Origin of the sequence: Nitrospira japonica (assembly GCF_900169565.1) — a bacterium.
GTDB classification, from domain to species: domain Bacteria; phylum Nitrospirota; class Nitrospiria; order Nitrospirales; family Nitrospiraceae; genus Nitrospira_C; species Nitrospira_C japonica_A.
Genome location: NZ_LT828648.1, coordinates 3,177,554 through 3,197,630 on the forward strand (window position 1 = coordinate 3,177,554; position 20,077 = coordinate 3,197,630).

Sequence of the window (20,077 nt, forward strand, 5' to 3'; positions counted from 1 at the left end):
AGTCTCACGGTTGCGCGATGCGCGGCCCTCTTCGTACTATCCTCCTATGGAATTCGGTGAACTGGTGGCGTTGGTCGCAGCGGTCCGGGCCACTCCCAAAAAGACGGAAAAGGTGACAAGGCTTGCAACCGGCCTTCGGCAGGTTCAAGGCAGAGAACTCGTCATCCTGGCCTCCTATCTGGCTGGAACCATCCCGCAGGGCCGTATCGGCGTGGGATGGAAGCTGATCGAAGCGGCCATGCCCCAGGAGGATCGCCCTCCAGATATGCCCTTGGGCCTGACCGACGTCGATCGAACGATGAACCTTCTTGCCTCGGACCAAGGCAGCGGATCGTTCGAACGCAGGAGGACGGAACTCCGCCGCCTCTTCGAGCGGGCCGTGCCGGAGGAACGCCGGTTTCTGGGCGAGTTGCTGATCGGGGAAATCCGCCAAGGCGCGCTGGAGGGCCTGTTGCTGGACGCGATCGCCAAGGCCGCCGACGTCTCGGCGCCGGCGGTTCGCGGCGCCATGATGTTCAGCGGAGACATCGGTGAGGTCGCACGCCTCGCGCTCGAGGAGGGGACGGCAGGGCTGGCTCGGATTGAATTCCAACTGTTGAATCCGATAGCGCCCATGCTGGCTAATGCCGCAGCCGACCCTGCTGAAGCGCTCGAGCGGCTCGGTGAGGCCTCGTTCGAGTACAAGCTGGACGGCGCACGCATACAAGTCCACAAGCAACATGAGACCATTCGCATCTTCACCAGACAGCTGCAGGACGTGACCAACCGGCTGCCGGAATTGATCCAATGGACAGCAGCGTTGCCGGTGCGTGAGTTCGTCCTGGAAGGGGAAGCAATCGCCCTGCGCCAGGACGGCAGGCCGCTGCCTTTCCAAGTGACCATGCGACGATTCGGGCGCGTCAACGATATCGAAGCGGCGAGGCGCGACATCCCGCTGTCCTGTTTTTTCTTCGACTGCCTTTACGTGGAAGGCCGGGGCTCGCTCCTGGCGAAATCCTATCGCGAACGGATGGAGGCCCTCGACGCGACGGTCCCGCCCACTTCATTGATCCCGCGGCTCGTCACCGGTGATCGCGGGGCCGCGGAAGAATTTCTTCGTCAGGCTCTCGATGCCGGCCACGAGGGTGTCATGGCCAAATCCCAAACGGCGCCTTACGTCGCAGGGCAGCGCGGATTTCACTGGCTGAAGATCAAGGAAGCCAAGACCCTCGATCTCGTCGTTCTGGCCGCCGAATGGGGCAACGGCCGCAGAACCGGCTTCCTCTCCAATCTCCATCTGGGTGCGCGTGATCCGGAAACCGGCCGCTTCATCATGCTGGGCAAGACGTTCAAGGGGATGACCGACGCGCTCCTCCGCTGGCAGACGGAACAGTTCCTGGCCCTCGAAGAGCGGCGTGACGGCATGACCGTCTACGTCAAACCGGCGCGCGTGGTCGAGATTGCCTTCAGCGATATCCAGGAATCGCCCCGATATCCCGGCGGGCTGGCCTTGCGCTTCGCGCGTGTCAAACGCTACAGACCGGACAAGACCCCGCAAGAAGCGGACACGCTCCACACGGTGAAGGACCTGTTTCACAAGAGCCGGCAATAGGCGCGGCCGGACATTGACAAGGCCCTCAGAGCCCGGGAGAATCACCCAGCCCGTGTCGTCGACACCGCTCAACATCCAAGCCGGCACCTCGATCCCCGCGGCCGACGCGGAGGAAGAACCCTCGTTTCCGTCCTACGACGGTCCCCCGTTTCTCTCTTACGGATTCCGGCCCTTCTTTCTCTCTGCCTCGCTGTTTGCCGGCCTGGCCGTGCCGATCTGGGTCCGGCTGTTTGCGGGAGCCGGCAGTGCGTCGTTTCTGTATCCGCCGCGGGACTGGCACGTGCATGAGATGCTCTTCGGCTTTCTTTCCGCCGTCATTGCGGGATTTCTGTTGACCGCGATCCCCAACTGGACCGGACGAGCACCGTTGCGAGGCATCCCCCTGCTGGCGCTCTGGCTCTTATGGTTGGCGGGCCGGCTCTGTCTGGCGGTACCCGCCGCTTCGCCGATCACGGTCGCCGCCCTCGATGCCTCGTTCCTCATCGTCCTAGCTTCGCTGCTCTGGCGGGAACTGTACGCGGTATCGGCCCGCGCGCAGATGCCCATCGCGGTCATGATCACCCTCTATGCCGCGGCCAACCTCCTCTTTCACGCGGCGGCCCTGCGCGGCTTGTCGACCGATCTCCCTGAGCGGCTCGTGCTCGCCCTGATCATGCTCCTGTTGACGGTCATCGGCGGACGGCTCACGCCGAATTTGACCCGCGAGTTTCTGGCGCAGTCCGGTACGGCGCGCCTGCCGGCTGACTTTTCACGTCTCGACGTCGTAGCGATGTTGTCGGTGCTGATTGCCGCGGTGATCTGGATTGTCGGGCCGGACCTGCCGGCCGCAGGATGGGCGTTCATCGCGGCCGGTGTCATGAATGTCGCGCGACTCCTGCGCTGGTACGGATGGGTGGCCTATAGGGAACCGCTGGTGTTGATTCTTCATATCGGATACGGATGGGTCGCGATCTCTCTGCTCGTACTCGGAGACACGGTACTCGGGGCAGGCATGCCGCAGGCCAATGCCCTCCATACGTTGACCACTGGCGCAGTCGGCGCCATGACCCTTGCCGTCATGACCCGGGCCAGCCTCGGACATACCGGACGGGCGAAGCGCGCCGGCGCTCTGACGGTCGTCATCTATCTGCTGGTCAACGTGGGTGCATTGCTGCGTATTCTCGTCCCGCAGTCGGAATCGCCGACGGCGCTGACCCATACGATCCTCCAATTGTCCGCCGCGGCATGGAGCGGCGCATACCTCCTTTTTGCCGTGGCCTACGGGCCGTTGCTCGTCCGCCGTTCGCTGGATGAACCGTGAAAAATGGGCTTTTCAGTCGCGGTCCGGCGGACATATACTTTGAGAATAGGCCGGACGCATGTACGGGAATACGATAGTCCTCAGAAGCTGTCGGAATCAGAGAAAGCGAGGCTGTGATGAAGCGTGTGTCATTCCTCCTGTTCTTCCTGTGCTTTGGACTGCCGGCCTGGGCCGAAAACTCGGCATGGACCGGCACCTGGGTGCTCCGGGAACTTCAACCGGGCGGCCAACTCACCATGAAGATCGAAGAAACGAATGCCGGCTGGAAGATGACCTACAAAGTCGTTGGGCCCGGGGCGCCCGGGGCGAGTGACACGACCATCGTCACCATGCTTGACGGCAAGGATGTACCGGTCCTGATCGACGGCAAAGCCTCAAAGCAGACGATGGGCATCAGCAAGGTGGACGGCCACCACACCGTCAATATCATCAAGTTCGGGGGGAAAGAGATCGGTGTGTCCAAAGCGGAGCTTTCCGCCGATGGAAAACTGATCAGGGTAGAAACCGACTATCCGGAATCGAACCCCGGCGCTCCGGCCGGTAAACAGATTCAGTTCTGGGATCGCAAAGAGCGAACGTCTTCTCCCTAGAAACGTCGGCGGGCTTCATCATCGCTTGGACGGACAAAGATCGGCCGTACGGTATTGAGGCTGGTCTTGCTATATCGAGTAGCGCTCAGCGACGGTAGATTTCCAGCTCGTTGTCCACGCTCGTGACCCCCGTCACCTGCGATGCCACCTTTCCCGCCTGCATCCGTTGATCCAGAGTCTCGACCGTGCCCCGTAAATGGACGATGCCGTTCTTGGTTTCGACTTCCACCCTAGCAGGATCGACGACCTTCTCGTAGGCCAGCCTGGACTCGATGGCGACGGTGATCTCTCCGTCGTCGAAATAGCGGTCGGCGGTCGGTCGAAAGGGATCGCAGGCGGCGAGCGTGGCCAGGATACCACCCGCCATCGTCACCGTGACCAGCCGGATCGTCCGACTTGGCTTCCTGTCGTGGAGTGCCATGTGCGCACCTCATCTTCAGGTGACGCCCACCACATGCTCCCCGCTGTTTATGATATCACCCCCCGCATAGTCGATGCCGAGCTCACGCCGGTATCATCCATCCCAATAAAAGGTCACGATCCAAAGATTTCCAATCGGTTGCAGATGCTGCTACGGGCGAAAGGTCCGGGCAAGCCCGCAGACGATTCAACCTGGCAGGGATGGACTGTCCGTAATCAGACGAATTGTCCGTCCATCAGGCACGTGTGTTTTCTTGACTGATGAAAGGGGTAGGGTACCTTAAGGATGGCGATCGACAGGTTCAATGCGGCAACGAGGCCTCAATGAGATCCCGTACGATAGGCGGTCTTGTATTCTGCTTGTGTGCGCTGCTGCACCAGCATGGTGCACAGGGCGCAGCCGTTTCGGATAACGGGCCTGGTTGCGGTCTGGGGAAACTTGCGTGGATGGATTATGACGGTCCCAAGCAAATCGCGCCTCAGGTCATGATGGCGACGACGAACGCCACGTTCGGCAGTCAGACATTCGGCATCTCATCGGGCACATCCGGCTGCACCAACGACGGTGTCGTCATGAAAAACAAGCACATCAATATTGCCAGTCACGCATTCGACCGGCTGACCGAGGAGATGGCGCAAGGAAACGGGGAGCACTTGGCGTCTTTGGCTACGCTTCTCGGCGTGCCGGAAGAATCGAAGCCGGCATTCTTCGCGCTTGTCCAAGATCGGTATCAGCGCGTCGTCGGAACGGATGAAGTCACGCCAGCCGTGCTGCTCAAAGTATTGCAAGACGCTATGGCGGAACGTCCGGCGCTCGCACGCTTGCCGTTCGTCGGCGACGTCAGCGAAGATCCCGGACGATAGCCCGCCCTAGGTTGTCACTTACCGGCCCTCCGCTCCTTGCCGGATCAGAGGCTGGATGTCGATCTCTGCCAACACGCCATAGTGATCGGACGGCCAGAGAGCGCGTCCATCCGGCAGCCGTCCCGGACGATCGAGAATGACACGGCTTGATCGGACCACGGCTGACGATGCGGAACCAGGCAAGTAGAGGATGAAGTCTACGCGCGTCGACGCGGTGGGCGCTTCCACATCGATGCGTTGCCAGACGGTCGGACCCGGCGCATCGGGATTGGCGACACGAAAGGTATCGACGAAGCCGGCCTCGAGGCGGAGCGCCGTGAGAATTTGCGACGTTTCCGGAGTGTTGAAATCCCCCATGAGAAGCGACAACCCAAGCCACCCGCGCTCGCGCACGAGTTCACCGACCCGCCGCATTTGACACTCGTCACCGCGCGCGACATGCGTCGAGTACACTTGCAGCGGTCCTCTCTCGGTCGCGATCTCCGCCCGCAAGAGAATCCTCGGTTCGATCCATCGCCGGCAACGGGGCAGATCGGTCACCTCTGAGTCCACGATGGGAAATCGGCTGAGGATCGCCGATCCCTCCTTGAACCCCATGGCGCCGACGACGGCCCAATCGAGAGGAGGCAGGCGAAAGATGTGCTCCGTGGCCGGGGCGAAGACGACATGAAACCCGAGCGCCTGAGCGAGACGCTCCGCGATATTGCCATGCGTGCGGCTATCCGAAGCCTCCTGCAGCCCTACAATGTCCGGATCGAGCGCTTTCAGTTCCCGGATGACCATCTCCAGGCGGTCTTCGAGATGGGTATCGCCTTCGATAAAGCCTGAAGCGGCACCGTCGTGCAGGAGATTGTAAGTGACCACGCGCAACGGTGGGGGATCGTCCTGCGCCAGGGCAGCCGGCATGATGATCGGGCTCGCGAAAAATAGGGTGAGGGCAACCCACGCCGTCTGCACAGGACGGAAAACCCGAACGGCTTGTCCGATGAGAAATCGAGCCGGCATCGGCTGTCCGGAGAAAGGAATCGAATCCACTACGCTCATCGATGAGCGTAGTGTACCCGATTCCTATCGGTTACGGATCATCCTGAAGAAAGGAAGGAGGGGCGGGCAGACCTACTGTTTGACCACGAAATGCACGCTTCGATTGACTTGCATGCAGTCGTCATCGTGCCGGAAACAGAGTGGACGGTCCTTTCCGTAACTGGTCGTATCGACCTCGACATCCAGGCCAAGGTCCTCGAGATACTGCTTCACGTTCCTGGCCCGTAGGTCCCCCAATACCATATTATAGGCGGCAGTCCCGACCTCGTCTCCTCGTCCTTCGAGCAGCACACCCGTGACGCCTTGCCGGCGCAGACGCTTGGCATTGGCCTCCAACGCAGGCACGGCCTCCGCCCGGATCGTATACCGGTCGAAATCGAAGAGAACGTCAGCCAGCGAACCTTTGGGCATCCCGGTATCGTTTCGGGCCGCTAATTCCGCACGCATCGTCGGACCAGAGCGTCGGGAAGCCAAACTCGGGTCTGGTGGTGCAATGTGTTTGATGACCGGTTCATCTATGCGCTCATTCCGGGACACCTGTTCGTCACCGGTGCCGGATCCATACAGGCTGCTGCACGCCGGCAGACCCAGTGCGGATACCACCAGGAGTCCCATCAGCGCGATCTCAGTGGACTTTTTCATTGTGCCTCCTTCTTGACACACCTGATCCGTCTTAAGAAAGCAAAGGAAATGCCATTTACTCCGGAACGAACCAGTGCCGGAGATTCAGGTCACCGAGCCTCGATCTCGCCGGAAACATTTGTAATTCTATCGATGTTCCGATCATCGCTCCGCATATTCCTGAAATTGGGCGGATCGTCTTTCCAACATACGGTAAACGGCCGCACCACACTTGTACAGCAGTACGACGTTTATCGCCGCTTACCTCTCGATCGCCGGCAATAGGTCCCCTGCTACAATAGCCGAACGATGCGGCTGGATTTCCTCAGTTACGCTGCAGCCAACCTGTTCGTTTCGCACCCGCGATTGGCGACATTGAAACGACTGGGGACGGCGACCGGGTTCACGGCCTTCCTCATCCTCATCCTGACTGTTCTCCACCCGACACTGGCCCAGGCCGATCCGGTTGCGGTTCGTTTTCCTGAAGGGCTGACCCATGGCTTCCTGCAAGTACACTCGCCGGCCGGTGACCTTCTCGGAAGGGGAGAACTGACACAGACCGTCAAGGAAGTCGACCTCGTGGAAAGCCGGCTGCTTTTCGTTTTCAAGGATGGCTCCAGGCACGAAGAGCGGGTGTCGTTTTCACAGAAACGTCTGTTCAGTCTCGTCCGATATCGGCTTACGCAACGAGGTCCCTCATTCCCGCAGCAATTGGACGTGACCTTCAACCGTGGCAGCGCGGCCTACGAGGTCCGTTCGGGGCGGTGGGGAGACGAGAAGGAAGAGCTGTTGAGGGGCAAGATCGAAGTACCGAAGGACGTCTACAACGGCATGCTGCTGACCGTGCTGATGAACCTCCCGCCCGGAGCCAGCGAATCGATCAAGGTCCTGACTTTTACGCCGGAACCGAAAATCATCAAGCTGGCGTTGCGTTTCATGGATGAGCACACCGTCCGCATCGGCGAGCAGCCGCGCAAGGCGCTTCGGTACTCGTTTGAACCGGCCTTGGGTGTCATCGAAAAGTTCTTCGGCAAAGTACTCGGCACGTTGCCCGACGACTTCCACTATTACTGCTGGATTCTGGCGGACGATATCCCGGCGTTCGTCAAGTTCGAAGGTCCTCTCCAATTACTCGGCCCGATTGTGCGCATCGAACTGGTCAGCCCTCGCCTGGAGTTAACCACCGAGTAGTGCCTGGCTCATCTGTCGGCGGATGACGACCGTTTGGATTCGACGAGCGTCCCTCATCGGGACTTGGCGTCATGCATCAGGGGGTGCTGGCCGGCGGGTGGGTGGGCGTCTCGAGGGTCTGCTGTTCTGGCGAGGCAGTATCTTCCGCCCTCTCCCCGCGGAAGCCAGCCCAGAAGCCCAGAGCCACCAGGAACGCCAGGGCCACTGCCAGTCCCGCTCGGTCCATTCTGCGCGCGGTCTTTTGAACGATCCAACTACGATGGGGCATCACACATCTCCACGATTATTCCCGGATCGGCTCATCCTATGTAACGCATCCATCATGACGAGGCTACCGGGAACCTCCCTAGGTGCAGAGATCGACAGGACGATGCTCCGACAGTCGAACTACCCCGTTCACTGTGATAGGGTCGTGACCATCGAGATGATGAGGTCTGCAATGGACGGCGACGTTCCGATAATTCCACACGACCCCTCCGCGGCATTTCGGCGCACGCGGCTGGCCGCGACCGGACTTCTGCTTTTCATGGCTGCGCTATTCCTGGCGGCCCTCTTCGGCGAGCAGCGCTATCCGTTGCTGAGCTGGTTGCGCGCCTTTGCGGAGGCGGCCATGATCGGTGCACTCGCCGACTGGTATGCCGTCACGGCGCTCTTCAAGCAGCCGCTCGGCCTCCCGATCCCTCATACTGAAATCATCCCGCGCAACAAGGACCGCATCGCCTCCAGCATCGGAAGTCTGACCCAACGCAAGCTGGTCACGCCCGAGGCCATCGGCAGACTGATAGAGTCGTGGCGCATTCCGGATGAATTGACGTCGCTGCTCGTCGATCCGCAGCGCAGACGGGGACTGACACAGGAACTGGCCGGCTGGCTCGCCCGCTTGCTCGAGACGTCCGAAGATGCCGCCGTGCAGCGCTTTATCCGTCACCTCGCGACCAAGCTGCTCGACGGTCTGACGGTTGCACCGTTGACGCGACAGCTGGTTTCGGGCGTGTTGCAAAGCCTGCAACGCAATCGGTTGGTCAACGACGCGCTCGCCCTCGCCATCGACTACGTCGATACGCATCGGGACCCGCTGTCCAACATGATTGCCCAGAAGCTTCCCTGGTCCCGCTTGCTCGGCCTGGTCCGTCTCGATAAGAGGGTAGCCAGGCGCATGATTGGGTGGTTCCGCTCCGTGCTGCGCGACGTGCAAGACCATCCCGATGATTCCATGAGGCAGAGCGCGGAACAGTGGTTCACGTCTTCCGATGGGGCATCGAGGCAGGTCACGGCCATCAAAGAGTTGTTGATGTCCCCTGTCATGCTGCAGATCATCGATGGGTCCTGGCACAGCCTGAAGGAATGGCTTCTGGCGGATTTGAAACAGGAGCATTCGGAGACCCGTGCCTATCTCGATGCGGCGTTGGCGGGCCTCGGCGACACTCTGAAGCGAGACGAGGACGCTGTAAGAATATTTCAGGAAGGGTTACAGAATCTGGTGGTCGAGCTTGCCACGAGGCACCGGGACAGAATCGGCGAACTCGTCACCAACACGGTCCGTGACTGGTCCGTCGCTCACATGGTGGAGACGATCGAACGAGAGGTCGGCAAAGATCTGCAATTCATTCGCATCAACGGAACCGTCGTCGGGGGGCTGATCGGTCTCCTGTTGCATGCGGTGGCTATGCTGTTCGGCAAGATGTGAGTCGGGTCGGGTCAGGGCCGCGCATCCGCAGACTCGAGCGTTCCGGGAAACCCGAAACAGGCTTCGCCCACAATCGTGCAGGACGCTTTGGACTGCCCGTCGGCGGGAATGGCCTCATACTCAAGATGACTAAATGAGAGTGTGGCCTTGGACACAATCTTGTCGACGGCGGTCGGATCCGAACACGGAAGCTGAGCCGACAACAGTCGAATCGCGCTGAGACGCAATTGCTTGCCGACTTCCGCAACGAGATCGGCAAGACCGGCCCGAAGGGAAGCTTCGACGGTATCCTTTGATACGACGAGGCCGACCAGCCAGGGCAACTCCAGGCGAAACTCTTCGACAGTGTGATGCAGAATTTTGGATGGGTCGGCGGATGTGTCAGGATTGAGGACGACCCTGCCCGAAGCCGTGGCGCCTTTTCCACCGCAGCTCAGCGTGATGCCTTCAGGTTTGATTTTCCCCTTAATCCACTCCAGGTTGGCTACTTCCTTCTTCGTCTCGGCCAGAGCCGTGGTCAAGCGGGGCTGTGAAAAACCTGCCTCGCGTGGAATGGCAACGCGGGCCACGTAGACATCACACTGCTTTCCGTCGACGGCGTGAGGAACGAACGGGGACGAGCGATACCACCGGCCGGACTGCGGCTCGCTTTCGATGATGCCCTTCGAGACATCCGCGCGGCCGGACGCAGACAAAAAGACGGGCATGTCGGAGGACATCGAAACATCCAGATCAAATCGGCCGGTACCATCCGTGTTCGACTCGACGAGGAAAGCAGAACCCCGACCTGGCTGATTCAGCCCGTCGAGAATGACGCGCGCGTTCGGGACGGGACTGACGCTGCTCGTGCCCGGTTGAGATCGGTTCGTCATATATTCCTGCACGAATGATCCGATATTCGTGATTTCGTACAGGGTGCCACGTAATCTCACGCGCCCACCTCGATGCTTTTCACACCTTCATTCACTCGCGGGCCTATGTATCACGGCCTGCATCGAGCGACAAGATCTCTTCACCACCCGTCCAAGCTGTGCTATCGTTGACCCCCTCTGCGTTCATGCCGGGTTGGAGGAGGTTACCTATGGACGATCCGCACGCGCCTGAGCTTCCAAAGATGAGACGCTGTTTCCTCCACATGGCAGCGGTCTTTGTCTTCCTGGTCGTTGTCGCGTCGTCACTACTCATCGTCGAAACCTCAGTGCGGGCGGCGAACATCACGGAGCCGACGGAAAACTGGATCGAGCAGATCCTTAAAGGTCTCTTCAAGCAGGACCAATATCCGGACCCGCTGCCCAAGCAGACACCGCTGCCTCTCCCGACGAAGTTCATGCAGCTCTCGCTGAGCGAAGCGATGGAGCTGTTCCTCAAGCAGAATCTCGATCTGATCATCGCCCACTACGGAATCGATGCCGCGAAAGGCAGACACATCACCGCGCGCCTGTTTCCCAATCCCACGCTGAACGTCAACACGTTGAGTTCCTACACTCAGGGTTGCCAGATGAGCACCTGCGGCGCCGTCGGACCGAGCGTCAGTCAACTGTTCGAAGTGGCCGGAAAAAGAGGGTACAGAATACGAGCGGCCGAGTTGGAGGTGCTGTCGGTCGAAGCACGGTTTGAAGACGCGGTTCGGCAATTGGGTTTTACACTCAAAGATAATTATTTTCGCGTGCAGCGACAGCGCGGACATCTCTCCATCGACCAACGCGCGCTGAACATTCTCATCAAATTGCTTCAGCCCGACAAGAAAAAGCAATTCACCTCCGACCTCGAGCGGACCAGATTGGGACTACTCACCGTGAATACCGAAGCGGAGGTCCTGCGCGATCTGCAGCGGGTCGAAGATGCGTCGGGCGATCTCAGAGTCATGTTACGACTGTCACCGGACGTCGAGCTCGACCTGGAAACTCCTCTTATCTACCGCTCGTTGGACTTGAAGCTTGACGAGTTGATGGAGTATGCATCGCAAAACCGGCCGGACATCCGCGCGCTCCGGCTCGTGCGTGACAGACGGAAAACCCAGCTGCAACTGGCCAAAGTGATTCCTTATCCGAACGTGACGGCGAACCTCGGATACGCGGTCCAAGGTCCCCACGGTCCGGACAACCAGCAGCAATGGGGCTTCGGTCTGAGTGTGCCGATTCCGGTTTTCGATAGGAATCAAGGGGGCATCATGGAGGCGGAAGTCGCTTCAAAAGCCGCGGAAGCCGAAGTGGAAAAGGCGTTGATCCAGATGCAGAACGATATCGGTGTCGCCTATCGCAAGGTCCTGCACTCAAAAAAACTCGTCGACGTGACGAATGGCGCCATCGATCGCGCCACGACGGTATTCCAATCCGCACAAGAAGGCTACGCCAAGAACGAGATCGGCATTTTGGATTTGGAAAACTCGCGCCGGTCCTACGGCGACACGGAAATCAGCCACCTAGACGCGCTGTTCGGTTATTACGAGAATTTGCTGCTTCTGGAACGGTCGACCGGTCGCAACATCATGCTCTGATGCCCGGAGAAATCGGACGCCTATGAGTCTCAATTGGTTGCTCGTCTTCATCCCGCTCGCGCTGGGGTTGGACTGGTATGGAGCCAGCCCGATCGCCATCTTTTGCGTCTCGGCGCTCGCCATCGTGCCGCTGGCCGGCTTGATGGGGCAGGCGACCGAGCAACTATCAATTTATGTCGGAGCGACGATCGGGGGATTGATGAGCGCCTCCCTCGGAAACGCCCCGGAGCTGATCATTTCTGGCTTCGCGTTGAAGGAAGGGCTCGGCGACATCGTCAAAGCGTCCATCACGGGTTCAATTCTTGGCAATCTCCTGTTTTCTCTCGGATTGTCCATGATTTTCGGAGGCTGGGGGCGCCAACGCCAGCAGTTCAATAAAACCGTCGCGGGCGTCAACGGAGGACTGCTGTTCGTGGCTGCGGTCGGCCTGCTCATTCCGGCGCTCTTTCATTTTGCCACCGGAAAGGAACGCGAGGTGAGCACGGAAATCGCGATCGTCCTCTTTTTCGCCTACATTGCGAGCCTGGTGTTCACGCTCAAAACTCATCGCCAGCTCGTTGAAACGGAACCGGGACAGTACGGGCCGGGCAAGGAACAAGTGGAAGAGGAAGAGGGTCGCTGGAGCAAGGGAAAGGCCATTGCCGTGCTCGGAGGAGTCACGGTATTGATCGCCATCATGAGCGAAATGCTCGTCGGAGCGATCGAACCCGCCTCTGCTTCACTTGGTTTCACGCCGATTTTTGCCGGTGTGATTTTCCTGGCGCTGGTCGGCAATGCCGCGGAAGCGATGAATGCCGTGCGATTTGCCAGGAACGATCAGATGGATTTGTCGTTTGGCATTGCCGTAGGAGCCAGTACCCAGGTCGCGTTATTCGTCGCACCGGTCCTCGTATTCCTGGGATACGCCGTCGGACAGCCCATGAACCTCCATTTCACATACTTCGAAATTATCGCCATTACGCTCACCGTCGCGGTCGTCAGTCGTCTCACGTCCGACGGCGAGTGCAATTGGATGGAGGGCGTGATGCTGGTCTGTGTGTACCTGATGTTTGCCATCGGCTTTTTCTTCTTGCCCGCCTGACGAACGAGGGTGGGCTGTCATCCTTTTGATTTATAACGATAATGCCTCGTCTCATGCTCGCTTACTTGACCCTCGCATCGTCTCCGGGACAGCCCTGAAAATTGCGTAATAGACCCAGCGGATAGACCTGCCTTGCGGTCCCTCTTCTCTTGCGTATGCGGGTGTCGGAGCGACTCATCTCCGAGGAATTTGCACGAGAAGAGCTCCTTAAGGTACTATGCTCCCTCTCATTCGTCAGAATTCAATTCGGCCAGGTGGAAGGAGGACCCCATGGAAGCGATTATCACTGGAGTGGTTGGAGTCGTCGCCGGAGCGGTCATCGCGCAGGCAGCTCCAAAAATCGTCGAAGGTCCTGCCTCGCTACTCCGCGGCCTCGCGCGTGAAGTGATCAAGGGCGGGCTGGTGATTCAGGATTCTGCCGCTTCGTTATTCTCCGGAAGCGGGAACGTCCTGAGCGATCTGGTTGCAGAAGCGAGGGCGGAACTGAAGTCCGGCTCGGCTGCAGCAACCGCACCGGCGAAAGTCGGGGCCCACAAGTAGGCCTCGTGCGAGTGTTCCTCAGGGGCCAGCCTCATGGTCACTCACCATAGGTTCATCAGGCCCATCGACGGTTTTCCGAGGAAAGCCAGAGGCCCCCAAGGCATGCTGGCGAGCGCTGTAACCGGTGTAGGGCGGAAGCACCTGTGTCCGGTCATGAGCACGAAGTGCCTGTAGAGGAGGACACCGATGACGGATTTTCTTTCAGGAATAGGATCGGCGTTGCGTCCCTTGGCCAAGGAATTGATCAAGGGAGGGATCTATCTCTTCGATTCAGTATCCGAAGCGGCCTCCGAGGCAGGAGAGCAGTTCAAAGACCTTGTCGCTGAAGCCAAGACGGATCTGGCCAAACAGAACAGTGCGTCCGTTGCAAAAGAGCCTACCGAGGACGATTAGACCGGCACCGCAATCCCCGAAAGGCACACCTGCTCATGGCTGTCGATGTCGAGGAGTCGGCGCGTATGTCGGCGCATGTCGGATTGAGAGCGAACGACTGGATGGCATGGCATGACCGCCGGGGAAGAATCCGGGGGGTGGCCCGGAAACCGGTAAGGCAGCACAGGGCTGAGGAGAGGAGATGAGACCATGTCGGTCGAGCGGGCCACGGTTACGGTAATACATTCCTCACCCGGGCGTGTGCGTCTGAGGGTCAATCAGCTGAAGAGCAGCCGTCGATACGCCCAAGACCTTGAGCAGAGCCTCCAGTCCATTCCTTCCATCCGGCAAGTTTCACTGACTCCAAGCATAGGCAGCCTCGTCGTGCAGTTTGATTCGACAGTCACCCCATCGGCGGGCGTGCGACGATCGATGGCCTCGGCACTGGGCGTGGCGCCGCAGACGTTCGACGACCTGACATTCGACTCAGTTCCTCTTCGGCCGCAATACCACAAGCAGACCCCTCCGCATGATGCTTCCGCTGATGAAGCCGCACTCGTTCGGGCGGATCGTATCGGCTCACTGATTGATACCAGCATTGTGCACAGCCTCCAGGGGCGAGTGCGTTTGCGGGTTCCCGCGCTCAAGACTTCTTCCGACCTGCCTCAGGGCATTGAACGGATCCTCCGAGATCAACCGGGTGTCATCGAGGTGAGCGTGAACGAATGGTCCGCAAGCGTGACCGTTTCATACGATCCCTCGCTGTGGACGTCCGAGCGGCTCTGCGAGTGGGTCAGAGGGCTGAGCATCGAACAGGTCTCCGCGTATGAGCCCACCGGGACGAGATCGGGCCAGGCGGCGACCGAAGAGGAAACCTCCGGTGATGAGCTATGGTATTCCAGCGCAGGGATCGGCATGGCGCTGTTGCTCGAACCCCTGGCGGCTCCGTTGCTGCCCGTCTTACTCATCGCCAGCGCATTGCCGATGCTGAAACGGGCTCATCGCTCGCTGTCCGAAGACGGCAAATTGAACGTGGATGTGCTCGATGCTTCCGCCACCTCGCTCCTCGTCGTGCAAGCCAACTTCCCCATGGCTCTTTTCATGGTCTGGCTGATCAACGTCGCCGACTGGATCCGAGACCTGACGATGATGCGGTCCAAGAAGGCCATCGAGGAGATCCTTGGATATCAACACATCGAAGCCTGGGTCGTGCGCGATGGACAGAAAATCCGTGTCAACGTGTCAGAGGTTCAACTCGGCGAAACCGTGGTGGTCTATCCGGGCGAGCGCATTGCCGTCGACGGCACCGTATTGAGCGGAAAGGCCCTGGTGGACCAGGCCGCTCTCACCGGCGAATCGGTCCCGGTCGAGAAAGAGGCGGATCACCTCGTGTATGCCGCGACAGTCGTTCGCGAAGGGAAACTCTACATCCGAGCCGAGCGGATCGGAAGCGAAACCGAGGCCGGCCAGATTCTGCGCCTCGTGGAAGCCGCCCCTGCCCGTGAAACGAAGATCCAGAATTACGCCGTCAAGTGGGCGAATGATCTCGTGCCGTACAGCTTCATGGGCGCCGGTTTCGCAGCCGCCATCGGAGGCGGAATCCCCGGAGCGGCTGCGGTCCTGATCGTCGACTACGGAACCGGAATCCGGATCGCCGCCCCGACGACCGTGTTATCCGCCATGACGAAAGCGATTCGCAACGGCATTTTGATCAAGGGTGGACGGCACCTCGAAACCCTCGCAGAAGTCGATGCGGTCGTCTTTGATAAGACCGGCACGCTCACCACGGGACATCCCGATGTCATCGACGTGGTGACGTTCGAGTCCTCCACCTCCGACGAGGTCCTGGCATTGGCTGCCTCCGCGGAGCTGCGATTGACACATCCCGTTGCCGATGCCGTGGTCCGGGCGGCTGAGGCGAGACATCTGACGATCCCTGAGCGTACGGCTTCGGAATATACCCTGGGGCTCGGCGTCGAGGCGCTGGTCGACGACGCGGTCATTCTGGTCGGCAGTCCACGGTTCATGGCGCAGCGTGGAGTCGCGTTCTCACTGGACGCGGGAGAGCGCATCGCGGATCTGCAGCGACGCGCGGTTTCGCCGCTCTGCGTCGCGCGGAACGGGTCGATCATCGGCCTTCTGGCGATTTCCGATCCATTGCGGCCCGAAGCACAAGAGGTGGTTCAGGCGCTGCGTGCGCGCGGTATCAAGCACATCGTCATGCTGACGGGTGACCATAAGGACGTCGCGCGCCAGGTTGCCGACGAGATCGGTATCACGGAATACGAGGCGGAAGTATTCCCGGGTGAAAAATCAAAGACGGTCGAGCGTCTCCAGTGCCAAGGCTATAAAGTGGCCGTGGTCGGGGACGGAATCAACGACTCTCCCATGTTGGCCTATGCCGATGTTGGCATCGCGGTCGAAGGGGGAACGGAGGCTGCGAGAGAAACCGCGCCCGTCGTACTCTTACATGGCGGGCTCTGGAAGGTTCCGCTCGCGATCGATATCGGCCGGGAAACCGTCTCCTTGATCCAGCAAAACTGGAAAATTATTTCAATTCCCAACACGATCGCCCTGTGCCTGGCATGCATCGGTGTGCTCGGACCGATCGGGGCCACGTTGCTCAGTAACGGGTCGGCGATCATCGCGACGATGAACGGCCTTCGTCCGATTATGGAACAGCAACCCGTGAAGGTTCTCACGACGACGCGTGAAACGACCACACGTCTCCTTCCTGCTCCTGAGACCGAGAAGGTCATGCTCGCGGGATAACGAGGACGTCCCAATGGCCATCGATGATAGGAGCGTATCCGATGTGCCACTTGCGGGAGGCACGGATCGCTCCGGCGAGCCCGGCCCTGCAGCGGGTGAAGATTGCCGTGAGGGTGCGGGACTCGACAGACCTTTGGCCGGTACCAGGGTCATCCATTCACTCCCCGGTCGAGTCCGGCTGCGTGTTCCCGCGCTCAAGAGCCATTCCCACCTAGAAAAAGGCCTCCAAGCCCTGCTCTCGGATCAAACCGGTGTGATCGAAGCCACCGTGAACAGTCGCTGCCAGAGCGTGACGGTGATGTACGATCCCGCACTGTGGAGCCTGGATTCGCTGTGCGCGTTTCATCGCCGTCTCACTCGCGAAGAACTCGAACGACGCGCATCGATCGCATTGGCGGACGAGGAGGGTGCGGCCACCTCGCCGCCGACGGAATGGTTACAGCCGTGGCGATTCTTGACCAAGACCGAAGAGAACCCTCATTCCAGCGGGGCGGTTCAGACACAAGTCAGATCAGGCTACTGGACGGCAGGCTATATCAGCATGGTTGTGGGAGCGGTTCTGGTTCCCGTGCCCTTGGTTCCAGGTATTCCGCTCCTGATGTTGGCGAGTTACTTTTTTGCCAAAGCCAGCGTATCGAAACCGGGAAATGGACCTGAATTTGACGGGCACGCTACCAAACCAACAGAGTAGATATCGTATGGGCACTCCTCGCTGTGACGACTGACCTCATTCTTCGACTTCATTCAGCTCATACAGGCACTGAAGTGCGCACCGATGGGACACCTCTGTCACCGTCACGAAGCCAGTGTCTTATCTTGAACGGATTGATAAGAGGGAGAGTCGCGCTCGTCGCGCCTGACGATTACTCGTGAAAGTCCTACATCTGTTTCTGAAACGCTCCCATACGCATGAACGGCTCTGCGCTGTTTCGGATGGCGTATATGCGATCGCGCTCACCCTGCTCGTATTGGATCTCAAGGTGCCAGAAGTCCGCGGGATCACGAATTCGGAGTTGACGACGGACCTCGTCGAGCAGCTCCCAAACTTTGTCGCCTATGTGGTCGCATTTTTTCTGGTCGCCCGCTTCTGGATCAACCACCATCGGATCTTCCAGTCGGCAGCCCTGTGTGACGAAAAAGCTCTCTCATTGAACCTCGCCCATCTGTTTTTCATTTCGCTGACCTCGTACACAGCGTCCTTGATCGGCCACTATGAGGGAGATCGTATTGCGACCATCATCTTTTCCTCGAATCTTGGATTGTCCTCATTGACGCTGAGCATACTTGGGCACTACGTGCTGGAGAGAAAGGAATGGCGGACAAAGGAGTCTGGCGGAACGTGGGTGAAGATTTCTTGGTGGACGGCTTACACAGCCCCTGGTGTGGCCTTAGCGAGCATTCTGGTGTCCTTCCTGAGCATTAATGCTGCGCTGCTTCTCTGGCTTGTCGTGCCGTTGAGAGACCTGATGCTTCTGAATCGCCTCTCATCCCCCCATGTGCATCAAGAGCCGTAATTCAATGACCTAGGTTCATCAAGGATCATCGCGAATCATCTACATGACCGATTCCCATCGACGAACGCACAGTGGCCGACAACGGCCGGAATGAGCGCGACCAACGCTCTGTCTGGAATGCGCTGTCCTCAACGAGTCTCACTCCGGAACTGCGTAATGTTTGGCGATGGGGGATTGGGATACTTCTTGACCGATTCAAGGTATTCCTGAACGGTCTTGAACAAAGGGCCAGTGACCCACCCGAAGGTTCCCGCAGTCAGATCCTCGTGTGGATCCATCTCGATGTTGTACAGGATCGGGTAGCCGGCCAGGGGAGCACTGGTGGAAAAGATCCCAGGCTGACGCTGCGGGCCCTGGCCGGTTGGGTGAATATCGGTGAAGTACATGCGCCATTGCTTCCACCGCGCCGCCACCAGGTCCGCGCCGATGAAGCTCAGGAGATGCTCGCGGTGTCCGGCGTCGGACTTTCCGAGCAGCACGTCGGTTTGATCGACGCCGTCGATGGGGCGGTCGGCGGGCACCCGGGCCCCGATGATCGCGGCGAAGGTCGGAAAGAAGTCCATGATCGAGAACATGGCGTAGGACGTGGTGCCGGGCTTGACGTGCCCCGGCCAGCGGATGAAGCAGAAGGTCCGGATCGAGCCTTCGGTGACTTCGCCTAGCTCGCCGCGGAAGGGACCCGGGCTGCCCATGTCCGGCGTGCCGTTATTGCCGAACTCACGAAACGCTTCTCCAGACGGTCCGTTATCGGATGCAAAGACGAGGATCGTGTTGTTCTCCACGCCGAGCTCCTTCAGCGTGTCCATGATCTGGCCTACGTGAAAGTCGCCTTCCATGAGCTTGTCGCCGTAGTTCCCGATGCGTGACTTGCCCTTGAACTGGCCGGACGCCAGGTTCGGGATGTGGCCCATCGAAAACGGCAGGTACAGGAAGAAGGGCTTCTTGGCATCGGTGTGCCGCTTCATGAAGTCGATCGACTTGGCCACCAGCTCATTGTCAATGTCAGCACGCACCTCCTGTGTGAAGGGTTTGATGTGCTTCAACGGCCCTCCGGCAGTCGCTTCCACGATCTGGGGTCCGCGGGCAAGCAGGGCTTGGCGCGGTGCTGGAATAGAGTGGGTCAGCTCGATCGTATCCACGTAGGTCGCAGAATCCCAGGAGATATCAGGCGGGATGCCGTAAAACTCGTCGAACCCGTGCGCCGTCGGCAGGCTGTGTGGCGCACCACCCAGGTGCCATTTCCCGAAGGCGGCCGTGGCGTAGCCCGCATTTTTAAACAGTTCCCCCATCGTGACGGCACGCCCGGGAAGCGTATAGGGCGAACCTTCAATCACGACCAACGATAGGCCGTTGCGGATCGAGTACTGGCCGGTCATCAACGCCGCACGTGAGGGAGTGCAGGCCGGTTCGACCAGGAATTGCGTGAGCCGTAGGCCTTCGCGGGCCAGCTGGTCGGTGCGCGGTGTGGGCGCTCCACGGAGCTCGCCCCCGCCATACGGCCCCATATCGCCGTAGCCGACGTTGTCGGCAAGAATAAAGACGACGTTGGGTATTCTCTCGGCAGCCTGGGTCAGTACAGGCATCTCAACGACGGCCGCCATCACCATGCCATAGATCAACATTTTCTGAACGATTCGATCCATGGAGCGTCTCCTTTCGGATCTCACTTCATGTATGAAGATCGGCTATGCACGTCGCGTATCGAGTAGCCATGACATTCTTTGCCAAATTGATCATGTGCTCTCGCTGCTTTCAAAACTGAACGCGCGTATTCAGCTAAGAGTAGTTCGAGGAGAAGCGATGGTGATCGTACAGATCATGGATCCACGATAAGGTGAAGGCAAGGTTGTCATTCACCGCAAAGTTGAGTTGCGGACCCAGGACATGGTCCTCCGAAAGAGGCCGCCGGCGAGTCGTGCACGGGAGTTGCGGCCGGAGTATGGATCTTTCCTACAATTGTGTCAACGACGCTCCAGTACAGTGCGGACGAGTA

18 protein-coding genes are annotated in these 20,077 nt (G+C 59.4%); 13 read left to right on the forward strand and 5 right to left on the reverse strand.

Annotated features, from left to right (window positions below):
- Positions 1 to 46 precede the first annotated feature (46 nt).
- The 3 genes from NSJP_RS15135 to NSJP_RS15145 all read left to right on the forward strand — a co-directional run bounded on the left by NSJP_RS15135 (position 47) and on the right by NSJP_RS15145 (position 3,481).
- On the forward strand, positions 47 to 1,591 hold the full coding sequence (locus NSJP_RS15135) for an ATP-dependent DNA ligase (RefSeq protein WP_080887698.1): 1,545 nt from the start codon (positions 47 to 49) through the stop codon (positions 1,589 to 1,591).
- Between the two features lie 52 nt (positions 1,592 to 1,643).
- Positions 1,644 to 2,891, forward strand: a complete 1,248-nt coding sequence (locus NSJP_RS15140) for an NnrS family protein (RefSeq protein ID WP_172834371.1) — start codon at positions 1,644 to 1,646, stop codon at positions 2,889 to 2,891.
- A 116-nt stretch (positions 2,892 to 3,007) separates the two neighbouring features.
- The gene (locus NSJP_RS15145) at positions 3,008 to 3,481 is read left to right on the forward strand and encodes a hypothetical protein (protein ID WP_080887700.1); all 474 of its coding nucleotides are present in this window, start codon (positions 3,008 to 3,010) and stop codon (positions 3,479 to 3,481) included.
- A gap of 85 nt (positions 3,482 to 3,566) precedes the next feature.
- On the opposite strand, the gene NSJP_RS15150 is transcribed toward NSJP_RS15145, so the two are convergent.
- Positions 3,567 to 3,902 (reverse strand): BON domain-containing protein, encoded by a 336-nt coding sequence (locus tag NSJP_RS15150; RefSeq protein WP_080887701.1) that lies wholly within the window; start codon positions 3,900 to 3,902, stop codon positions 3,567 to 3,569.
- Between the two features lie 323 nt (positions 3,903 to 4,225).
- Between NSJP_RS15150 and NSJP_RS15155 the strand changes: the two genes are divergently transcribed.
- Complete coding sequence (locus NSJP_RS15155; RefSeq protein WP_080887702.1) at positions 4,226 to 4,765, forward strand: DUF3015 domain-containing protein; 540 nt, start codon at positions 4,226 to 4,228, stop codon at positions 4,763 to 4,765.
- Positions 4,766 to 4,783: 18 nt separating this feature from the next.
- On the opposite strand, the gene NSJP_RS15160 is transcribed toward NSJP_RS15155, so the two are convergent.
- Positions 4,784 to 5,770 carry an endonuclease/exonuclease/phosphatase family protein gene (locus tag NSJP_RS15160; RefSeq protein ID WP_172834372.1) on the reverse strand — a complete coding sequence of 329 codons (987 nt, stop codon included), beginning with the start codon at positions 5,768 to 5,770 and terminating at the stop codon, positions 4,784 to 4,786.
- A gap of 111 nt (positions 5,771 to 5,881) precedes the next feature.
- The gene (locus NSJP_RS15165) at positions 5,882 to 6,451 is read right to left on the reverse strand and encodes an OmpA family protein (RefSeq protein WP_080887704.1); all 570 of its coding nucleotides are present in this window, start codon (positions 6,449 to 6,451) and stop codon (positions 5,882 to 5,884) included.
- Positions 6,452 to 6,739: 288 nt separating this feature from the next.
- On the opposite strand from NSJP_RS15165, the gene NSJP_RS15170 reads away from it, so the two are divergent.
- Both NSJP_RS15170 and NSJP_RS15175 read left to right on the forward strand, forming a co-directional pair.
- Positions 6,740 to 7,621 (forward strand): hypothetical protein, encoded by an 882-nt coding sequence (locus NSJP_RS15170; RefSeq protein ID WP_080887705.1) that lies wholly within the window; start codon positions 6,740 to 6,742, stop codon positions 7,619 to 7,621.
- Between the two features lie 439 nt (positions 7,622 to 8,060).
- A complete protein-coding gene (locus NSJP_RS15175; RefSeq protein ID WP_172834373.1) occupies positions 8,061 to 9,308 on the forward strand; it encodes a DUF445 domain-containing protein in 1,248 nt (415 codons plus the stop codon).
- 11 nt (positions 9,309 to 9,319) lie between these two features.
- Here NSJP_RS15175 and NSJP_RS15180 read toward each other — a convergent pair whose 3' ends face one another.
- Positions 9,320 to 10,240, reverse strand: coding sequence for a hypothetical protein (locus NSJP_RS15180; RefSeq protein WP_080887707.1), 921 nt, complete (start codon positions 10,238 to 10,240; stop codon positions 9,320 to 9,322).
- A 149-nt stretch (positions 10,241 to 10,389) separates the two neighbouring features.
- Here NSJP_RS15180 and NSJP_RS15185 point away from each other — a divergent pair, with 149 nt between their 5' ends.
- The 7 genes from NSJP_RS15185 to NSJP_RS15215 all read left to right on the forward strand — a co-directional run bounded on the left by NSJP_RS15185 (position 10,390) and on the right by NSJP_RS15215 (position 18,084).
- The gene (locus NSJP_RS15185) at positions 10,390 to 11,805 is read left to right on the forward strand and encodes a TolC family protein (protein ID WP_172834374.1); all 1,416 of its coding nucleotides are present in this window, start codon (positions 10,390 to 10,392) and stop codon (positions 11,803 to 11,805) included.
- A 22-nt stretch (positions 11,806 to 11,827) separates the two neighbouring features.
- Entirely contained in the window at positions 11,828 to 12,886 is a 1,059-nt protein-coding gene (gene cax / locus NSJP_RS15190; RefSeq protein WP_080887709.1) for a calcium/proton exchanger, read from the forward strand.
- Between the two features lie 270 nt (positions 12,887 to 13,156).
- Positions 13,157 to 13,426 carry a DUF5132 domain-containing protein gene (locus NSJP_RS15195; protein ID WP_080887710.1) on the forward strand — a complete coding sequence of 90 codons (270 nt, stop codon included), beginning with the start codon at positions 13,157 to 13,159 and terminating at the stop codon, positions 13,424 to 13,426.
- Positions 13,427 to 13,612: 186 nt separating this feature from the next.
- Positions 13,613 to 13,819 carry a DUF5132 domain-containing protein gene (locus NSJP_RS15200; protein WP_080887711.1) on the forward strand — a complete coding sequence of 69 codons (207 nt, stop codon included), beginning with the start codon at positions 13,613 to 13,615 and terminating at the stop codon, positions 13,817 to 13,819.
- Between the two features lie 189 nt (positions 13,820 to 14,008).
- Entirely contained in the window at positions 14,009 to 16,570 is a 2,562-nt protein-coding gene (locus tag NSJP_RS15205; protein ID WP_080887712.1) for a heavy metal translocating P-type ATPase, read from the forward strand.
- Between the two features lie 13 nt (positions 16,571 to 16,583).
- Positions 16,584 to 17,261, forward strand: coding sequence for an HMA2 domain-containing protein (locus NSJP_RS15210; RefSeq protein WP_080887713.1), 678 nt, complete (start codon positions 16,584 to 16,586; stop codon positions 17,259 to 17,261).
- A gap of 178 nt (positions 17,262 to 17,439) precedes the next feature.
- Positions 17,440 to 18,084 (forward strand): TMEM175 family protein, encoded by a 645-nt coding sequence (locus tag NSJP_RS15215; RefSeq protein WP_080887714.1) that lies wholly within the window; start codon positions 17,440 to 17,442, stop codon positions 18,082 to 18,084.
- Positions 18,085 to 18,212: 128 nt separating this feature from the next.
- Here NSJP_RS15215 and NSJP_RS15220 read toward each other — a convergent pair whose 3' ends face one another.
- Positions 18,213 to 19,727 (reverse strand): arylsulfatase, encoded by a 1,515-nt coding sequence (locus NSJP_RS15220; protein ID WP_197685435.1) that lies wholly within the window; start codon positions 19,725 to 19,727, stop codon positions 18,213 to 18,215.
- Positions 19,728 to 20,077 lie beyond the last annotated feature (350 nt).

Coding starts and splice junctions, on each gene's coding strand:
- NSJP_RS15150 (WP_080887701.1), bottom strand. CDS start 3,902: ATGGCACTCCACGACAGGAAGCCAAGTCGGACGATCCGGCTGGTCACG.
- NSJP_RS15170 (WP_080887705.1), top strand. CDS start 6,740: ATGCGGCTGGATTTCCTCAGTTACGCTGCAGCCAACCTGTTCGTTTCG.
- NSJP_RS15155 (WP_080887702.1), top strand. CDS start 4,226: ATGAGATCCCGTACGATAGGCGGTCTTGTATTCTGCTTGTGTGCGCTG.
- NSJP_RS15220 (WP_197685435.1), bottom strand. CDS start 19,727: ATGGATCGAATCGTTCAGAAAATGTTGATCTATGGCATGGTGATGGCG.
- NSJP_RS15185 (WP_172834374.1), top strand. CDS start 10,390: ATGGACGATCCGCACGCGCCTGAGCTTCCAAAGATGAGACGCTGTTTC.
- NSJP_RS15205 (WP_080887712.1), top strand. CDS start 14,009: ATGTCGGTCGAGCGGGCCACGGTTACGGTAATACATTCCTCACCCGGG.
- NSJP_RS15175 (WP_172834373.1), top strand. CDS start 8,061: ATGGACGGCGACGTTCCGATAATTCCACACGACCCCTCCGCGGCATTT.
- NSJP_RS15195 (WP_080887710.1), top strand. CDS start 13,157: ATGGAAGCGATTATCACTGGAGTGGTTGGAGTCGTCGCCGGAGCGGTC.
- NSJP_RS15135 (WP_080887698.1), top strand. CDS start 47: ATGGAATTCGGTGAACTGGTGGCGTTGGTCGCAGCGGTCCGGGCCACT.
- NSJP_RS15210 (WP_080887713.1), top strand. CDS start 16,584: ATGGCCATCGATGATAGGAGCGTATCCGATGTGCCACTTGCGGGAGGC.
- NSJP_RS15200 (WP_080887711.1), top strand. CDS start 13,613: ATGACGGATTTTCTTTCAGGAATAGGATCGGCGTTGCGTCCCTTGGCC.
- cax (WP_080887709.1), top strand. CDS start 11,828: ATGAGTCTCAATTGGTTGCTCGTCTTCATCCCGCTCGCGCTGGGGTTG.
- NSJP_RS15145 (WP_080887700.1), top strand. CDS start 3,008: ATGAAGCGTGTGTCATTCCTCCTGTTCTTCCTGTGCTTTGGACTGCCG.
- NSJP_RS15165 (WP_080887704.1), bottom strand. CDS start 6,451: ATGAAAAAGTCCACTGAGATCGCGCTGATGGGACTCCTGGTGGTATCC.
- NSJP_RS15160 (WP_172834372.1), bottom strand. CDS start 5,770: ATGCCGGCTCGATTTCTCATCGGACAAGCCGTTCGGGTTTTCCGTCCT.